Origin of the sequence: Ralstonia sp. UNC404CL21Col (genome assembly GCF_000620465.1) — a bacterium.
Lineage (GTDB): Bacteria > Pseudomonadota > Gammaproteobacteria > Burkholderiales > Burkholderiaceae > Ralstonia > Ralstonia flatus.
In genome coordinates this window covers 346,099-362,154 of sequence record NZ_JIBE01000004.1, presented here as the reverse complement: position 1 = coordinate 362,154, position 16,056 = coordinate 346,099, and the positions used below count along the sequence as shown (strand labels likewise).

Genomic DNA, 16,056 nt, shown 5'->3' with positions numbered 1-16,056 from the left:
GCTTTGTGCCGGGCTGCGTGGCTGCATGGCTCGCGCGTGTTTGTCTGCTTGCCCTGGAACGTCTTGTCGCCAATCTTGCGAGGAGCGTTTCCATGTTGTCCACTCAGCAATCCCCTGCAGTTCACCCGCCCGCATTGCCTTCCGCGAATGTGGCGTTTGATGCCATCGAAGCCCGCTTCGATCCGGCCGACATGCCCGCGCGCATGGCCGCCGCCCTCGACGCGGTGCGGCTTGGCGTGCCCGTCGTCGTGCTCGACGATGCCGACCGCGAAAACGAGGCCGACCTCATCGTCGCCGCCGACAAGCTCACGCAGGCCAGCATGGCCATGCTGATTCGCGAATGCAGCGGCATCGTCTGCCTGTGCCTGACGGCGGAGAAGAGCGCGTCGCTCGGCTTGCGCCCGATGGTGGAAGACAACCGCAGCCAGTACGGCACGGCGTTCACGGTGTCGATTGAAGCCCGCACCGGCGTGAGCACCGGCGTATCGGCGGCGGATCGCATCACGACCATCCGCGCAGCCATCGCGCCGGATGCCGATACGCAATCGGTCGTCAGTCCGGGGCACGTATTCCCGCTGGTGGCAAAGGAGGGTGGGGTGCTCACGCGGCGCGGTCATACCGAGGGCTCGGTCGACCTGGCACGCCTGGCAGGCTTGCCGCCGGCCGCCGTGCTATGCGAACTGATGCTGCCCGACGGCACCATGGCGCGCCGTGACGACGCGGTGCGCTTCGCCGATCAGCACAACGTGCCGGTGCTGACCATTGAAGACATCGTTCAATATCGGGAGCAGATGGAGCGCGCGGTCAGCTTTGTCTGACGACCAGCCGGCCGCGCGAGAGAGGTGACGCTGGTTACCGCTTGAGCGCGGCGGCTTCCTTGGCGAGCGCCGTGATGCCTGCCCAGTCGCCGGCCGCGACCTTGTCCTTGGGCACCATCCACGAGCCGCCCACGCACACGACGTTGGGCAATGCGAGATAGTCTGGCGCGCTTTGCGGCGTGATCCCGCCGGTCGGGCAGAAACGCACATCGCCAAACGGCCCGTAGAGCGACTTGAGCATCGGGATGCCGCCAGCCGCTTCGGCCGGGAAGAACTTCAGCGTGGTCAGCCCGAACTCCAGTGCCAGGATCAGCTCGGACGGCGTGGCGATGCCCGGCAGCCAGTCCAGTTCAGCTTTCGCCTGTGCCACGGCCAGCATCGGCGTAATGCCCGGCGACACCGCGAACACTGCACCCGCATCCTTCGCCTGCTGGAAATGCTCCGGGCGCGTGAGCGTGCCGGCGCCGACGATGGCATCGCTGCCCAGGTCCTTCACCACCGTACGGATCACGTCGAGCGCCACCGGCGTGCGCATCGTGATCTCGAACGTGCGGATACCGCCCTCGTACAGCGCGCGGCACACCTTGACGCCCTCATCGACAGATTGGAACTGCAGCACCGGGATGACCGGGCCGGCCTTGACGACGGAATCGATACCCACAACGTTCTCCTAGATCAACTTCAACGGAACAAGCTTAAACGACGGTCGCCAGCGCCAGCGTGAGCAGCAGCGCGACGATCGAGATGATGGTTTCCAGCACCGTCCACGTCTTGAAAGTTTGCGGCACGGTCAGGTTGAAGTACTCCTTCACCAGCCAGAAGCCGCCGTCGTTCACGTGCGACAGGATCAGCGAGCCTGCGCCGGTGGCCAGCACCATCAGCTCCGGCTTGACGGCGGCGCCCGAGGCGGCGGCGATCGGGGCGACGATACCGCAGGCGGTCGTCATGGCCACCGTGGCCGAACCCGTGGCGATGCGGATCAGCACGGCCACCACCCAGCCCAGCAGCAGCGGCGACAGATGGGCATCGGTGGCGACGGCCACGATGGCCTTCGACACGCCCGAATCACGCAGGATCTGGCCGAAGCCGCCGCCTGCGCCCACCACCAGCGTGATCGTGGCGATCGGTGCCAGACACTCGTTGGTGAACTTGAGGATGGTGTCGCGATTGAAGCCGCGCGCCTTGCCGAACGTGTAGAAGCTCACGATGGCGGCAATCAGCAGGGCCATCACGGAGTTGCCGGCCAGCTTCAGGATGTCGTTTGCCAGCGTCTTGGGCGGGACGATCAGGTCGGCCCAGCTGCCGATCAGCATCAGCACCACCGGCAGCAGGATCGTGAACAGCGTCACGCCAAAGCCCGGCAGCTCGCGCTTCTGGTCGGCTTCAACAAACTGCGCGGCCAGCGGGTTGTTCTCGTCCGGCTTGACGTAGCGCGAGACCAGCATCGCCCACAGCGGACCGGCCAGGATGGCGGTCGGCAGGCCGACGATCAGCGCATACATGATGGTCTTGCCGATGTCGGCCTGATACGCCGTCACGGCCAGCAGCGCGGCCGGGTGCGGCGGGATCAGACCATGCACCACCGACAGACCGGCCACCATCGGCAGGCCCACCAGCAGGATCGGCGTGCCCGTGCGCTTGGCCACGTTGAAGGCAATCGGGATCAGCAGCACGAAGCCGACTTCGAAGAACACCGGCAAGCCGATGATGAACGCCACGACCATCATGGCCCAGTGCGCGTTCTTCTCGCCAAAGGCACTGATGAGCGTTTTGGCGATGCGCTCGGCCCCGCCTGATTCCGCCATCATCTTGCCGAGCATCGTCCCGAGGCCCACCACCAAGGCGATATGGCCGAGCGTGTTGCCCACCCCGGTTTCGAACGCCTTGACGATATTGCCCATCGGCATGCCAACCACCACGCCCAGCACGAGCGAGACGACGATCAGCGTGACGAACGGGTTCAGTTTCTGGACAGCGATCAGGTAGATCAGTGCGACCACCGCCAGCGCGGCGGTCAGCAATAGCGAGTTGCCTTGCATCGGGACCATCGGGTTTCCTCCTCAGGGATATTCACGGCTCTTGTTGTCTGGGTGCCCCGTCGTGCAGGGCGCCCTTATGAAAAATGCGGGTTACGGCTTTTTGTAGGCCACGCAATCGACTTCGACCTTGCAGTCGATGACCATGCTCGACACCACGCAGGCGCGCGCGGGCGGGTTGGCACCGAAGTACTCCTTGAACACCTTGTTGAACGACTGGAAGTCGCGCGGATCATCCAGCCACACGCCGCAGCGCACGACGTGCTCCGGCCCGTAGCCGGCTTCGGCCAGGATGGCCAGCACGTTCTTGATGGTCTGGTGCGATTGCTCGACGATGCCGTTGCCGACCACCTCGCCGTTCACCATGGGCGTCTGGCCCGACACAAACAGCCAGCCGTCTGCGCCCGCCGCACGGGCAAAGGGGAGGTGCTGGCCACCGGTGCCGGTGCCGCCTTCAACGCCAATTCGGGTAATCGTCATCGCTACGTTCCTTCTTTCAAACTTGCAAACAAAACTTGGATTCAGTGGACCTCGGCGGCCGCCGTTGCCGGCGCACGCGGGCCGCGCTTGAGGAAGCGACCCGCGCCGGGTGTCCGCACAGCGGGCTGCGCGGCGCCTCCCTGATACGACAGATGGCCGTTGACCCACACGGCCGCAATGCCCGTCGCCGGTTGCTGCGGGTCGGTAAAGGTGGCGACATCGCGCACCGTTTCCGGGTCGAACAGCACGAGATCGGCCCAGTAGCCCTCGCGCACCAGGCCGCGTTCGCTCAGCCCGAAGCGCTCGGCTGACTGGCCCGTCATCTTGCGGACGGCGGCTGCAAGCGAGAGCAGCTTGCGCTCCCGGCTGTAGTAACCGAGCACGCGCGGGAAGGCGCCCCACAGGCGCGGATGCGGTTTCGGATCGTTCGGCAGGCCGTCGGAGCCGATGACGGTGGCGGGGTGCGTGATGATGCGGTCCAGGTCCTGCGCCGACATGTTGTGGTACACGGCGCCCGCCGGCTGCAGGCGGCGCGCCGCGTCCATCAGGTCGGTGCCCCACGCGGCAGCAATCTCCTTGAGCGTCTGCCCGGCCATGCTGGGTTCGGGCTCCGACCACGTGATGAAGATGTCGAATTCGTCCGTCACCTGCTTGAGGTCCAGCGTGGACGAACTGGCGGTGTACGGATAGCAGTCGCAGCCCACCGGCTGATAGCGCTGCGCGCCTTCGATGGATTCCAGCACCTCGCCCGCGCGGCCCCAATTGGCAGCGCCTGCGCACTTCAGGTGCGAGATCACGATCGGCACGCGTGCATGTTTACCGACGCGATACGCCTCGTCCATCGCATCGAGAATCGCCGCAAATTCGGTACGCAGATGCGTCGTGTAGATCGCGCCGGCCTCGGCCAGCGGCTCCGCCAGGCCCATCACTTCTTCGGTGGTCGACGCAAAGGCGTTGGCGTAGGCCAGGCCGGTCGACAGGCCGAGCGCGCCGTGATCGAGCGCCTCGCGCAGCTGCGCGCGCATGCCTTCAACCTCGTTAGCGGTGGCGGGGCGGTCGAGGCGGTCCAGATGGTTGTTGCGCAGTGCCGTGTGCCCGACCAGCGCGGCGACGTTCACAGCCGGTTGCGCGCGCTCCACGGCGTCCACGTACGAGGCGAAGGTCGGATACGCAAACGCGCTGGCAGGCCCCAGCAGGTTCATCGGGTCGGGCGGGTCGCCCTTGAGCGTGGCCGGCGACGCGCTGATGCCGCAGTTGCCCACGATGACGGTCGTGATGCCTTGCGACACCTTGCACAGCATGTCGGGCGTGCGGATCACGTTCGTGTCGTCGTGCGTATGCACGTCGATGAAGCCAGGAGCAAGGACGCGGCCCTCGCCCGCGATTTCCTCATCCCCCAGCCACGCGGTGGAGTCGGATGTGGCGATGGCGGCGATGCGGCCGTCGGTGATGGCCACGTCGAACAGCGTGGCCTCGGGTTCGTGGCCGCTGCCGTCCACAATGCGGACCTGACGGATGACGGTGTCGTACTGCTGCATGTCAATCTCCGAGCGGCTGGCGATTGCCGCCGCCGCGATGCGCATCGAGCACGTACTTGATGCGCCGTAAAAGCTCCTTGCTGCGATCGGACTGCTGCAGCGCGACCTCGGTCGCCAGCAGGTCGATCATCATCATCATGGCGTAGCGCGATGACGACGGCTTGAAGATGAAATCGGTTTCCATGGCCTGGATCGGCAGCAAGACATCGGCCAGCGTCGCCAGGGGCGAGCCCATGGCCGTGATGGCGACGATCCGGGCGCCGTACTCGCGCGCGATGGTCACGCTGTCGATCACCTCCGGTACGTGGCCGGTCACGGAAAACACGACCACCACGTCGTCCGGGCTCAGCGTGGCCGCGACCATCCGCTGCAGCATCGAATCATGATAGGTGGTGACCGGCCGTCCCAGGCGGGCGAGCCGGTAGCGCATTTCGTCGGCCATGGTGGTCGAGCCGCCGCCCATGCCGAACACGGCAATCATGCGCGCCGCCACCAGTGCGACAGCGGCAGTGCGGAAGGCCTCGGGCTGCACCAGCGCGCGGTTGGCCTCCAGCACATTGCTGATGTCGGCCAGGATGCCGTCTGCGCTGGAGGGCGGGCGGTCCGCACCGCCATCCAGAAAGCGCTGGCCGACTGCGGCTGCCTGCGCTAGCTTGAGCTTGAGTTCGCGCACGTCGCGGCAACCCATCGCCTTGGCAAAACGGGTGACGCTGGCCTCACTCACGCCAGCGCGTTCGGCGAGCGTCTGGATGCTGCCGGCGGCGGCTTCTGCAATGTCGCTCAGGACCGTCTGCGCGACCTTTTGCTCGGCGGGGCGCAGTTCAGCGGCACGCTGGGAGAGTCGGGTCACGATGTCCATCGGTTCACGCATCGGGTCGGGCTTAGGGTCTCGCATTCTGGCCCCCGGTAGTCGTCCGGATAGCGGCTTTGAGAGTGCTTTGGTACTTTGTAACAGGCTGGCCCGGAGAATAGTTTCGCCGCTATCATTGTGTCAACCCGATGTTTACCCCCAAAGGAACACGAGTCCATTCCCATGAGTGATACAAAGTACCAAGGAGACGCCAACGCCGTCGTCAACCCGCTCGACAAGGGCTTGGGTGCGTTGGAAGCCGCATGCACGCCGGAGCAGATCGCTGCCCAGCGGTGGAACGTATTGAACGAAGACCTGAACCTGCCCGCAGCGGTGCTCTCGCAGTCGCGCGTGGAGCACAACCTCGCATGGATGCAGCGCTTCGTGAGCGAATACGGCGCCAAGCTCGCACCGCATGGCAAGACGACGATGGCGCCGCGCCTGTTCCAACGTCAGCTGGCCGGCGGTGCGTGGGGCATCACGCTGGCAACGGCGCACCAGACACGCATTGCATATGCCCACGGCGTGCGTCGCGTGCTGATGGCCAACCAGCTGGTCGGCAAGCGCAACATGGCGATCCTGGCCGAGTTGCTGGCCGATCCGACCTTCGAGTTCTTCTGCCTGGTGGATGCGGCGGATCAGGTCGATCAGCTTGCCGCCTTCTTCGGCAAGGCGGGGCGCCCGATCCAGGTGCTGATCGAACTGGGCGTGCAGGGCGGTCGCACGGGCGTGCGCGACGACGCGCAACTGCAATCGGTGCTCGATGCGCTCACGCGGGCCGATGGCGCCGTCAAGCTCGCGGGCGTTGAGGTTTATGAAGGCGTGATCAAGGAAGAGGCGGATATCCGCACGTTCCTGCAGCGCGCAGTAAAGGTGATGGGTGACCTTGCAAAGGACGGGCGCCTGCAGCGCACGCCGGCCGTGCTGACGGGTGCCGGTTCAGCCTGGTACGACGTCGTGGCCGAGGAGTTCGCCAAAGCCAATATCGGCCAGCCGCTGGATGTGGTGCTGCGCCCCGGCTGCTATCTGACGCACGACGTGGGCATCTACCGCGCCGCGCAGGCCCGTATCGACGCCAACAACCCGATCGCGCACAAGATGCGTTCGAGCCTGCTGCCCGCGCTGCAACTGTGGGCCTATGTGCAGTCCGTGCCGGAGGGCGAGCGCGCCATCATTGCGCTGGGCAAGCGCGATGCTGCATTCGACGCCGGTCTGCCGCTGCCGGTGCTGCATTTCCGGCCGGGCGACAAGACGCCGTCGGCTACGCCGGCGCACTGGGAAGTCACCGGCATGATGGATCAGCATGCCTACCTGAAGATCGCCCCGGGCGACGACATCAAGGTCGGCGACATGATCGCCTTCGACATCTCGCACCCATGCCTCACGTTCGACAAGTGGCGCCAGATTTCTGTCGTTGACGACGCCTACAACGTGGTCGACGTTGTGCAGACCTACTTCTGAGCGGGGCGCCCATGGCTGACATCCTCGCCTATGGCGAAGCGCTGATCGAGTTCAACCAGGCGGATCCCGGCAGCACGTCGTGGAATTTCGGCTTCGGCGGCGATACGTCGAACTTCTGCATTGCTGCAGCGCGGCAGGGCGCGCGCACGGGTTATATCAGCGCGGTAGGCGCCGACCGTTTCGGCCAGGCGCTGCGTGCGCTGTGGCAGGACGAAGGCGTCGACCACACCTACGTGCACACCGATGCTCAGGCGCCCACCGGCCTGTACTTCGTTTCGCACGACGCGCGCGGTCACCATTTCGACTACCTGCGTGCAGGCTCGGCCGCGAGCCGCTTCCAGACCGCGCAACTGCCGCTGCAGGCGATTGCGGCGGCCAAGGCGTTTCACCTGTCGGGGATCAGCCTGGCCATCAGCGACACCGCGTGCGATGCGGGTTTGGCAGCGATGGCGCATGCGCGGGCGGCGGGTGTGCTGGTGTCGTTTGACACCAATCTGCGCTTGCGCCTGTGGCCGCTCGCGCGTGCCCGCGCCGTGATGCAGGAAGCGATGCGCACGTGCGATCTGTGCCTGCCGAGTTGGGATGATGTAACCGTGCTGCTCGACTGCCATGACCGTGACGGCATTGTCGATACGCTGCTCGGCTGGGGCGTGAAGCTGGTGGCGCTGAAGATGGGCGCGGAAGGCTGCTACGTGGCCACACCGGAGTCCCGTACGCTGGTGCCGCGTCATACCGTCAATGCCGTCGATGCGACCGGGGCGGGGGACTGTTTTGGTGGTGCGTTTGTGGCGCGGATTGTTGCCGGGGATCCGCCTGCAGAGGCGGCGCGGTATGCCAATGTGGCGGCTGCGATTTCTACGACGGGGTATAGCGCTGTGGCGCCGATTCCGCGGGCGGAGGTTGTGCGGGCGGTGTTGGCGTCCACGCGGACTGCCTGAATGGATGTTGTTGATGCGCTGGTGTTTCATCCCCTGCCGGGGCTGACTCACTTTCTTTGTCTTGCCAAAGAAAGTAAGCAAAGAAAGGCGCGCCCGAGATGGAGACCCACTCCTTGAATTTATGTGACCGTGCGGGGAAGGAGGCAAACTCGCTGCGCTCAGACAGGCCTCCTTCCTTTTTCCGCCCGCTCACAGAAATTCAAGGCGCCATCTAGGGCAGGGTACGGCCACCCCATCGGGGATCGGTTGCTAGCGTCGACGTTTCAGCTGTTGGAAAAAAAACGCCACCGCGTATTTGCGGTGGCGTTTTTGCTTGCGCATCGTGCGCTTACTTCCCCGGCACCAGATGCACGCGCGACTCGGTCGCGGCTTCCACGGCCTTGCGCGAATACAGCAGCGGGAAGTATTCGCCCTTGAGCCACAGCGGTGCGAGGTCGCGGTAGTGTGGGCTGTCGGGGTTGCCGGACTGGCCGGGGAGGTTGACGGCGCGGGAGTTGTCCCAGTTGCCGACGTCCACCACCGTGCGGAACGAGGGGCCGTTCGTCTGCAGGAAATCGCTCGCGCGATACGTCGATTGGTTGGGCGTGTAGGGGCTGCCGCCTTCAGGCGTGGGGCCGACGTTGAGTTTGGCGCGCGTGGCCTCGTCGACGATGGCGGCGAACGGATGGGCGTTCAGGTTGTGGTGCAGCTGGCCCCAGTTCCACGCTTGCGGGCTCGGGCCCTGGCGCTTGACCATATCGGTCCACGCATTCTTCAGGCTGTCGAGCAGCACGGCATCGCGTTTGGCGGCGGCTTGTTGCGGGTCTTCGCCGAATTTACGTTCGCTGCCTTGCGGGTGCTCCAGCGTATCGAGCATGACGTCCGTGTCGGGCGCGGCCATTGCCTCGGCGCTGGCCTTGGAAAGTACGGCGTTCTTGAATGCGCGGCCCAGGTGATGCGTGAACCAGACCTCATGCAGCGCGGCCTGCGGGGAATCCGCCAGCATGGTCGCGTTCCAGCCCTTGAACAGGTTGAGCGCGGCTTGCGTGTCGGCGTCGTTGGACGACAGCGGCGCCAGCAGGGCCATCAGCCTGCGCGCCGGGATCGACACCATGTCGTTCTGCAGGCGCATCGAATCTTCGATCGACACCTTGTCGAGCCTAGCCAGCACTTCGTCAATGCGTGCGTGGCGCGAACCGTTGGTCCACTCAAAGCCGAGTTTGCGCTCGCGGTACGGATAATCCGCCGGCAGGTTCATCTCGTTGGACGAGGTGAAATAGCCCGACTTCGGGTTGTAGCTGCTGGGCAGTTGATCGCCGCGCCAGAAGCCGGCCCATTCGAAGCGCCCGTCGCCGGGCACGGGCAGCAGGCCGTCCCAGTTGGGGCGGATCGGGGCGAGGCCGCCAGGCACCCAGCCGATGTTGCCCTTCGTGTCGGCATAGACCTGGTTTTCGGTGGGGGCGCCCCAGTTCATCATTGACTGCTTGAACTGCGCGAAGGTGCGTGCGCGCATGTAGCCGACCGAGCCGAAATACGGCGACATGCCCGGCGACAGCCACGCGGAGCGCACCGCGTAGGCGCGATGTTTCTCGGCGTCGACGTAGATGACCGGGCCGTGGCGCGTGAAGGTGAGGTCGACGGGGCGGGAGTCACCGCCGCGCACCTTCACGGTTTCGTGCAGCACGGTGAAGGGCTCCCAGCCGCCGTTGTAGCGGTATTCGCTGTTGTTGGCCGGATTCAGTTCGTAGACGTAGAGGTCTTCCTGGTCGATGTTGAAGATGGTGAGGCCGAACGCGACGTGGCCGTTATGCCCGATCGACACGGCCGGCAGCGAGGGCTCTCCGGCGCCGATGATGTCGAGCGTGGGTGTGCTGATGTGGGCGATGTAGCGCAGGCTCGGTGCGGAATAGGCGCGGTGCGGGTCGTTGGCCATCACGGCGCGGCCGGTGGTGGATTTGCCCGGCGCGATCACCCAGTTGTTGCTGCCTTCCATCGTCTCTTCGAGGTTGGCCGCGGCAGCGACGCGCGTGCTGTCGACGTCTACACCCTTGAGCGATTCCGGCGTGAGTTTCACGCCTTGCGTGGCCAGGGTGAACACCTTCAGCAGATCCTTCGGCAGGCATGGGTCCAGACCTTCGGGCAACTGGGTTTGCCAGGCGGGCTGCAGGCCGAAGCGGACGGTGTCGTCGGCGAGGTTGGCCTTGCAGGCCACGTTGGCGCGCGCCACTTCCGACTGCAGATTTCGCGTCAGGCCGTGGCTGCGGATGCGCACCACGTCTTCCGGCGCCCAATGCGCGGGCGCGTAGTTCAGCTTGCGGAATTCGAACGGCATCTGCTCCGGATGCCTGGCCAGCCAGTCGACATACGCATTGATGCCGGCTACGAAGCGCGTGGCAATGCGCTGCGCGTCGGGGCTGTAGTGATTCCATTCGACCTGCATGTCACCGCGATAGAGAAACAGCCGCGTGGCGCGATCCTGCTCCACATACGCCGGCCCGAACACTTCCGACAACTGGCCCAGCCCCCGGCGGCGCCACAGGTCGATCTGGAAGAGGCGGTCTCGCGCGGCATTGAAGCCTTGCACGAAGAAGCCGTCGTCTTCGCTCTTGGCATAGATGTGCGGTACGCCCCAGCGGTCGATCAGGATGTCAGCGGCCTTGGATAGGCCCGGTACGACGATGCTCTGCGTGGTGGCTTGGGGCGTGTCTTTGGCGAGGGCCTGCGCGGACATGCCGAGCGCGACGGCCGACAACAGAACAGGAAGCGAACGGATGGGCATGGCGATGCAGTCTCCTCTCTGAGCCCGGCATGCCAGCGCAGTCCACACGGACAGGGAAGGATTCGGGCGTTCTTATGGATACGGCAGACAACCGCGAGCGCGGCTGATGGGAAGGGCAAGCTGGCCGATCGGTTGAGCGGGTGCTGGCAACTGCTAGGGGAGAGATGCCCACCGATCGGCACAGGCTGTCGAGTATGCGGATGTGCAACGAACTGCGCCAATGACTTTTGTTCGGTCAACCATTCCGTCAAGGCATGGTTGCCGATGTGTCATGCCAGCGTTTCGGGCCCCGTCTTGCGATGCACATTGGCGGCCAGCACGTGCCCCAATTCGCCCGGGAAGATCGGCTTGGTGATGACGGATTGGTAACCGGCTTCCTTCGCTGCCTTGAGGCGGATCGGATCGGCAAATGCCGTCACGGCGATGGCGGGCAGGTCGGTGAAGCCGCGTTCGCGCACGGCCCGCACGAGCTGCATGCCGTCCATGCCCGGCATGGCAAGGTCACTGACCAGCGCATCGAAGGGGTAGGCGTTCGCAACCGCCTCCTCCAGTGCGTCGAGCGCCGCCGCACCGCTGGGTACGGTGACCACCTCGGCGCCATAGCGCTCCAGCATCAGTGCGATCACGCCGAGCGATTCGGGGTTGTCGTCCACCGCCAGCACGCGGATGCCGTCCAGCGTCGGCATGCCCGTGCCTGCGACGAGGCCCGGCGTGCGGTTGGCCTGTTCGCCCGGTTGTGCGGCATGCAGCGGCAGCGACACGGCCATGGTGGTGCCGCGGTCTGCGCCACTGCTCGCGGCGGTGATGCGGCCGTGATGCAGCTCGACGAGTTGCTTGGCAATCGCGAGCCCCAGGCCGAGCCCGCCGTGGCGGCGCGTGCTGGACAGATCCGCCTGCTGGAAGCGGTCAAAGATATGCGGCAGGAAGGCCGGCTCGATGCCGATGCCCGTGTCGCGCACGGTGGCCACCACGCCTTCGGGCGCCGGATGCACCGAAAGCCGGATGTGTCCGCCTTCGGGCGTGAACTTGACGGCGTTGGCCAGCAGGTTCCAGAACACCTGCTTCAGGCGCCCGGCATCGCCTTGCAGCGTCGGCACGGGCAGGAATTCGGTCTCGATGGTGATGTTCTTCTGGCGCGCCATGGGCTCGATGGTCTCGCGCGCGCGCTCCAGCACGTCGGCCAGGTCCACGGGGCCGATCTCCAGCGGAACCTTGCCCGAGAGGATGGCCGACATGTCGAGCAGATCGTCGATCAGGTGAACCTGCGTGCGCGCGCTGCGCTCGATGGCTTCAATGCCGCGCTTGAACATCGCTTCATCGTAGGCGCGCATGTTCAGCAGTTGCGCCCAGCCCAGCACCGCGTTGAGCGGCGTGCGCAGTTCGTGGCTGACGGTTGCCAGGAAGTCGTCTTTCAGGCGGCTGGCGCGCTCGGCTTCTTCGCGTGCGCGGGATTCGGCTTCGAGCAGCTGCGTGCGGCGAGCCTCGGCCTGGCGGCGCTCGCTGATGTCGATCACGGCGTTGGTCAGGCCGATGATCTCGCCGGTGTCGTCGCGCAGCGGCATGACGACCACGTCGTAGACCACGCGCTGCGTGTGGCGCCGGCGGAAGGCGAACTCCACGCGCGTCGGCGTGCCCGTTGCGATGACGCGCTGGCCGGCTTCGGTCAGGCGCGATGCGGCGCGGCGGCCGAACACTTCACGCACCGTCCGCCCCAGCAGCTGTTCGGGCTGCAGGCCGAACACGGGGTTGTGCACCCACGTGAAGTGCATCGTGTTGTCGACGTCGTACAGGGAAATGGGCGAAGCCTGCAGCGCGGCCAGCAGGCGTTGCTGCGACAGGCGTTGCTGGGTTTCAGCCCGCGCGCGCCGCTCAGCCCCCGCGCGGGCGCGGCGCAACTGCTCGCACAACGCGCAGATGAGCAGCGCACCGACCCCAAACACCGTCAGCTGGACCGACGTCAGCGGCACCGCGGCAGGCCAGCTTTGCAGGGCGGCCAAGCCCATGAACAGCCCCGCGTAGCAGACGATGGCGAGGATGCCTGGCCAGAAACCGCCGTACCACGCGGCAATCGTTACCACCGGAAAGGCGAGGTAGAACGGCAGATGGATGCCCATCGCCGATTCGAGCAGCACCCGCCCGATCGTGCCGACCGCGGCTGCACCGATCGCTACCAGCCATGCCGAAGGGCGAATGGCCGGTGCAGCGTTGAACCCGCTGGCGCTGAAGGGACCGGGGTCCGCCAGCCGGGCGGGGCCGGCAGCACGCGTATCCGACGGGCGGGGCGAGGAGGGCGGAATGGACGTCACAGTCGGTTGCAGCACCGGGCAGAGAGCAGAGCAGCCAAAGGTGACTCAGGATACGAACTGGTCGCCATCGGTGCCATCGGGGTTTCGCTGACACGCTTGCAAGACAGCGCCCGATTCTTGCGCAGGCCAGCAGTGGCGCGGCCTGGCGGGATTATCCCCCTGAAGAGGGGTGTCCGGCGGGTTCCGGGTGCGGATCGCGCATGCGGTCGCGCTGCGTCAGGGCGGGGAACAGCCGCATCCAGGCGGCCACCACCAACAGCGTGCCCAGACCGCCAATCACCACCGAGGCCACGGGCCCCAGCAACCCGGCCAGCATGCCCGACTCGAATTCGCCCAGCTGGTTGGACGCGCCCACGAACACGGAATTGACCGCGCTCACGCGCCCGCGCATGGCATCGGGCGTATCGAGCTGCACTAGCGAAGTGCGAATCACCACACTGATCATGTCCGACGCGCCCAGCAGCACCAGCGCGAACATCGACAGCGGCAGCCAGCGCGACACCCCGAATACCAGCGTCGCCAGCCCGAACACGGCCACGGCGGCAAACATCACCCGGCCAACATGCCGATCCAGCGGACGGTGCGCGAGGAATAGCGCCATGCCCAGCGCCCCCACCGCCGGCGCCGAGCGCAGCAGCCCCAGCCCCCAGGCGCCCGTGCCCAGGATGTCGCGCGCGTAGATCGGCAGCAGCGCCGTCGCACCGCCGAGCAGCACGGCAAACAGGTCGAGCGAGATGGCGCCCAGCACCACCGGCCGCCCCTTGATGAACGCGATGCCGGCGAACAGCGATGCGAGGCTCACCGGCGTGCTGACCGGCACGGCGCGCTCCATCCGCACCAGCGCCAGCAATACGTGCGCGAGCATAAAGAGCCCGGCTGCCGTGGCATACACCACGGGCGCGCCCGCCACGTACAGAAAGCCGCCCAGCGCCGGCCCCAGGATGACGCCGGTCTGCCCCGCCGAGCTGGACAGCGCCACGGCGCGCGGCAATGCCTGCGGCGGCACGAGCGTCGGCAACAACGCTTGCAGCGTCGGCGTCTCGAACGCGCGCATTGCGCCAATCACGACCACGCACAGGAAGATGGGCTGCACGCCGGCATGCCCATTCGCTGCCATGACGGCCAGCGCAAGCGCCACCAACGCCTCGATGGCCTGACAGGCGCGTACGACGTACCGCCGGTCGTAGCGGTCCGCAATATGGCCGGAGGCCAGCACCAGCACCACCGACGGCAGAAACTGCGCCAGCCCCACCAGCCCCAGCACATAGGCGCTGCGTGTGAGGTCGTAGATCTGCCAGCCGACGGCCACCCCGAACATCTGGTAGGCGAACGTGGTGGACAGCCTGGCGAACCAGAACAGCCGGAAGGCGGGGTAGGAGAATGGCGCATGCGACAGCGTTTGCGCAGATGCGGAAGAGGAAGCGGGGGAAAGACCGGCGTCGCCAGACACGTTGGATGTGCGCCGGAACCCGGCGATCAATGAAGGAAGCGGAAAGGAGGCGTGAAGCGACCGTCATCGTAACGGAAGTCCGCCTTCTGTAGCCGCCCGCACGGGTACGCGGCTTGCGGAACTGCCGGTACATCGTTACAGGAGATTTCATCATGGCCACGCATCGCACCCGGTCGAAGCCCTCGCAGGCCAAATCGGAGGCCAAGTCCAAATCCCACCGCTGGTCGCACCATGTGATGGAAACCAGCGACGCGCTGGATATCGAGCCCGACATCTTCAAGTCACGCAGCCCCGCGCGGATTGCAGCCTCGCTCAAGGCATCCGCCGAGCACAGCCGGCGGCGCAAGGGGACGGCATTCCAGTCGGCCATGTCAATGCTGACGTTCTATATCAATCGGGCGGGGCACAACCTCAGCGCCGGGCGGCGCCGGATTCTCGAACGTGCCAAGGATGCACTGCGTGCTGACTTTGGCCGCCCGGCGCAGCGCGCGGCCAAAGTCCGCCATTGAGGCAGTGCGGTGTTGCTCAGATGGTCAGCATGACGCTGAGCAGCTGCCGAGCGACGGCCTTGTAGTTGGCTTCGTCGCCCTGCGGCGAATAGGTAGAGAGCGTCTTGCCCCGGTATTTGACGGTCACGATGCCGTTGCGGGTCGAATAGGTGGCCTCGATGCTGCGGCCGCCGCGTTCGATATGAAACGGGATGGTCTCGGCGATCAGGCGCGCGGTGTCGTGCGAAGCCGGCGGTGTCGGCGGCACGGCCGACAGCGGCGAGTATGAGGCGGATGCTTGTTGTTCGGGATGGCGCATGGCGCCTCCTCTTTGGGGGACACGGGTATCCAACGCAACGCAGGTTCCGTACCAGCCCGGTTCGACGTGGCCGCATCGTACGGCCGCCCGAAAAGTGGCACATCGGCTGCGGTCGCAGCCGCGGGATTGGCGAGGGTTTGACGTCACGCGTCGGTCCGTTGACGAGATTTGTCAGATTTGTAAACGCAATTAACCGCCAGGAATTGTCGGCCCCGTGCAAATCCGGGCTATCAAGGTGCGGGGACAGGTGCCATTCTGGTAAGTGCCATGGCGCGCGCATCGAACCAACCGCATGCACATCGCGCCTCGCAGGCACCCTGCCGACGTTCCAACCATGCCAACAAGGAGGCGATATGGGTTCCCATACCTACAAGATGATCGAGCTGGTCGGTTCTTCACCCGACTCAAGCGATGCCGCCATTCGCAATGCCATCGCGCGTGCGGGCGAAACGCTCAAGCACCTGGACTGGTTTGAAGTGCTGGAAACACGCGGCCATCTGGTCGACGGCAGGATCGCGCACTGGCAGGTGACGATCAAGGTTGGAATGCGGCTCGAGACGCTGGAGAGCGAAAAGCCCGCCGGCAAGAAGAAGGGCAAATAGCGGGCAAGAAAA

General features: G+C 65.8%; 14 protein-coding genes. 5 read left to right on the top strand and 9 right to left on the bottom strand.

Going from position 1 to position 16,056, the window contains the following annotated elements; genetic code table 11:
- The first annotated feature begins 92 nt into the window (after positions 1-92).
- Positions 93-818, top strand: coding sequence for a 3,4-dihydroxy-2-butanone-4-phosphate synthase (gene ribB / locus N511_RS0109775; protein WP_027679124.1), 726 nt, complete (start codon positions 93-95; stop codon positions 816-818).
- Between the two features lie 34 nt (positions 819-852).
- Here ribB and N511_RS0109770 read toward each other — a convergent pair whose 3' ends face one another.
- From N511_RS0109770 to N511_RS0109750, 5 genes are all read right to left on the bottom strand, one after another.
- A complete protein-coding gene (locus N511_RS0109770; protein WP_027679123.1) occupies positions 853-1,479 on the bottom strand; it encodes a bifunctional 4-hydroxy-2-oxoglutarate aldolase/2-dehydro-3-deoxy-phosphogluconate aldolase in 627 nt (208 codons plus the stop codon).
- A gap of 34 nt (positions 1,480-1,513) precedes the next feature.
- Positions 1,514-2,866, bottom strand: coding sequence for a GntT/GntP/DsdX family permease (locus N511_RS0109765; RefSeq protein ID WP_027679122.1), 1,353 nt, complete (start codon positions 2,864-2,866; stop codon positions 1,514-1,516).
- Between the two features lie 81 nt (positions 2,867-2,947).
- On the bottom strand, positions 2,948-3,334 hold the full coding sequence (locus tag N511_RS0109760; RefSeq protein WP_009240594.1) for a RidA family protein: 387 nt from the start codon (positions 3,332-3,334) through the stop codon (positions 2,948-2,950).
- Positions 3,335-3,375: 41 nt separating this feature from the next.
- Positions 3,376-4,872, bottom strand: coding sequence for a D-aminoacylase (locus tag N511_RS0109755; protein WP_027679121.1), 1,497 nt, complete (start codon positions 4,870-4,872; stop codon positions 3,376-3,378).
- Position 4,873: 1 nt separating this feature from the next.
- Positions 4,874-5,743, bottom strand: a complete 870-nt coding sequence (locus N511_RS0109750) for a MurR/RpiR family transcriptional regulator (protein WP_027679120.1) — start codon at positions 5,741-5,743, stop codon at positions 4,874-4,876.
- A gap of 162 nt (positions 5,744-5,905) precedes the next feature.
- Here N511_RS0109750 and N511_RS0109745 point away from each other — a divergent pair, with 162 nt between their 5' ends.
- Together N511_RS0109745 and N511_RS0109740 are read left to right on the top strand one after the other, a co-directional pair.
- Positions 5,906-7,183 (top strand): amino acid deaminase, encoded by a 1,278-nt coding sequence (locus tag N511_RS0109745; protein WP_027679119.1) that lies wholly within the window; start codon positions 5,906-5,908, stop codon positions 7,181-7,183.
- A gap of 11 nt (positions 7,184-7,194) precedes the next feature.
- The gene (locus N511_RS0109740) at positions 7,195-8,121 is read left to right on the top strand and encodes a sugar kinase (protein ID WP_027679118.1); all 927 of its coding nucleotides are present in this window, start codon (positions 7,195-7,197) and stop codon (positions 8,119-8,121) included.
- 328 nt (positions 8,122-8,449) lie between these two features.
- Here the strand turns inward: N511_RS0109740 and N511_RS0109735 are convergent, their stop codons facing one another.
- The 3 genes from N511_RS0109735 to N511_RS0109725 all read right to left on the bottom strand — a co-directional run bounded on the left by N511_RS0109735 (position 8,450) and on the right by N511_RS0109725 (position 14,635).
- On the bottom strand, positions 8,450-10,879 hold the full coding sequence (locus N511_RS0109735) for a penicillin acylase family protein (protein ID WP_027679117.1): 2,430 nt from the start codon (positions 10,877-10,879) through the stop codon (positions 8,450-8,452).
- A gap of 269 nt (positions 10,880-11,148) precedes the next feature.
- Positions 11,149-13,185, bottom strand: coding sequence for an ATP-binding protein (locus N511_RS0109730; protein ID WP_442965434.1), 2,037 nt, complete (start codon positions 13,183-13,185; stop codon positions 11,149-11,151).
- A gap of 151 nt (positions 13,186-13,336) precedes the next feature.
- Complete coding sequence (locus N511_RS0109725) at positions 13,337-14,635, bottom strand: MFS transporter (RefSeq protein ID WP_027679115.1); 1,299 nt, start codon at positions 14,633-14,635, stop codon at positions 13,337-13,339.
- Positions 14,636-14,787: 152 nt separating this feature from the next.
- Between N511_RS0109725 and N511_RS0109720 the strand changes: the two genes are divergently transcribed.
- The gene (locus N511_RS0109720) at positions 14,788-15,144 is read left to right on the top strand and encodes a DUF3175 domain-containing protein (RefSeq protein WP_027679114.1); all 357 of its coding nucleotides are present in this window, start codon (positions 14,788-14,790) and stop codon (positions 15,142-15,144) included.
- A 16-nt stretch (positions 15,145-15,160) separates the two neighbouring features.
- Here the strand turns inward: N511_RS0109720 and N511_RS0109715 are convergent, their stop codons facing one another.
- On the bottom strand, positions 15,161-15,442 hold the full coding sequence (locus N511_RS0109715; RefSeq protein WP_027679113.1) for a hypothetical protein: 282 nt from the start codon (positions 15,440-15,442) through the stop codon (positions 15,161-15,163).
- A 353-nt stretch (positions 15,443-15,795) separates the two neighbouring features.
- Between N511_RS0109715 and N511_RS0109710 the strand changes: the two genes are divergently transcribed.
- Positions 15,796-16,044 (top strand): dodecin, encoded by a 249-nt coding sequence (locus N511_RS0109710; protein ID WP_027679112.1) that lies wholly within the window; start codon positions 15,796-15,798, stop codon positions 16,042-16,044.
- The last annotated feature ends 12 nt before the right edge of the window (positions 16,045-16,056 follow it).

What these genes read in the sequence shown, in the direction of transcription:
- ribB (WP_027679124.1), top strand. Translation starts at nt 93, where the DNA reads ATGTTGTCCACTCAGCAATCCCCTGCAGTTCACCCGCCCGCATTGCCT.
- N511_RS0109765 (WP_027679122.1), bottom strand. Translation starts at nt 2,866, where the DNA reads ATGGTCCCGATGCAAGGCAACTCGCTATTGCTGACCGCCGCGCTGGCG.
- N511_RS0109760 (WP_009240594.1), bottom strand. Translation starts at nt 3,334, where the DNA reads ATGACGATTACCCGAATTGGCGTTGAAGGCGGCACCGGCACCGGTGGC.
- N511_RS0109755 (WP_027679121.1), bottom strand. Translation starts at nt 4,872, where the DNA reads ATGCAGCAGTACGACACCGTCATCCGTCAGGTCCGCATTGTGGACGGC.
- N511_RS0109750 (WP_027679120.1), bottom strand. Translation starts at nt 5,743, where the DNA reads ATGCGTGAACCGATGGACATCGTGACCCGACTCTCCCAGCGTGCCGCT.
- N511_RS0109745 (WP_027679119.1), top strand. Translation starts at nt 5,906, where the DNA reads ATGAGTGATACAAAGTACCAAGGAGACGCCAACGCCGTCGTCAACCCG.
- N511_RS0109740 (WP_027679118.1), top strand. Translation starts at nt 7,195, where the DNA reads ATGGCTGACATCCTCGCCTATGGCGAAGCGCTGATCGAGTTCAACCAG.
- N511_RS0109735 (WP_027679117.1), bottom strand. Translation starts at nt 10,879, where the DNA reads ATGCCCATCCGTTCGCTTCCTGTTCTGTTGTCGGCCGTCGCGCTCGGC.
- N511_RS0109720 (WP_027679114.1), top strand. Translation starts at nt 14,788, where the DNA reads ATGGCCACGCATCGCACCCGGTCGAAGCCCTCGCAGGCCAAATCGGAG.
- N511_RS0109715 (WP_027679113.1), bottom strand. Translation starts at nt 15,442, where the DNA reads ATGCGCCATCCCGAACAACAAGCATCCGCCTCATACTCGCCGCTGTCG.
- N511_RS0109710 (WP_027679112.1), top strand. Translation starts at nt 15,796, where the DNA reads ATGGGTTCCCATACCTACAAGATGATCGAGCTGGTCGGTTCTTCACCC.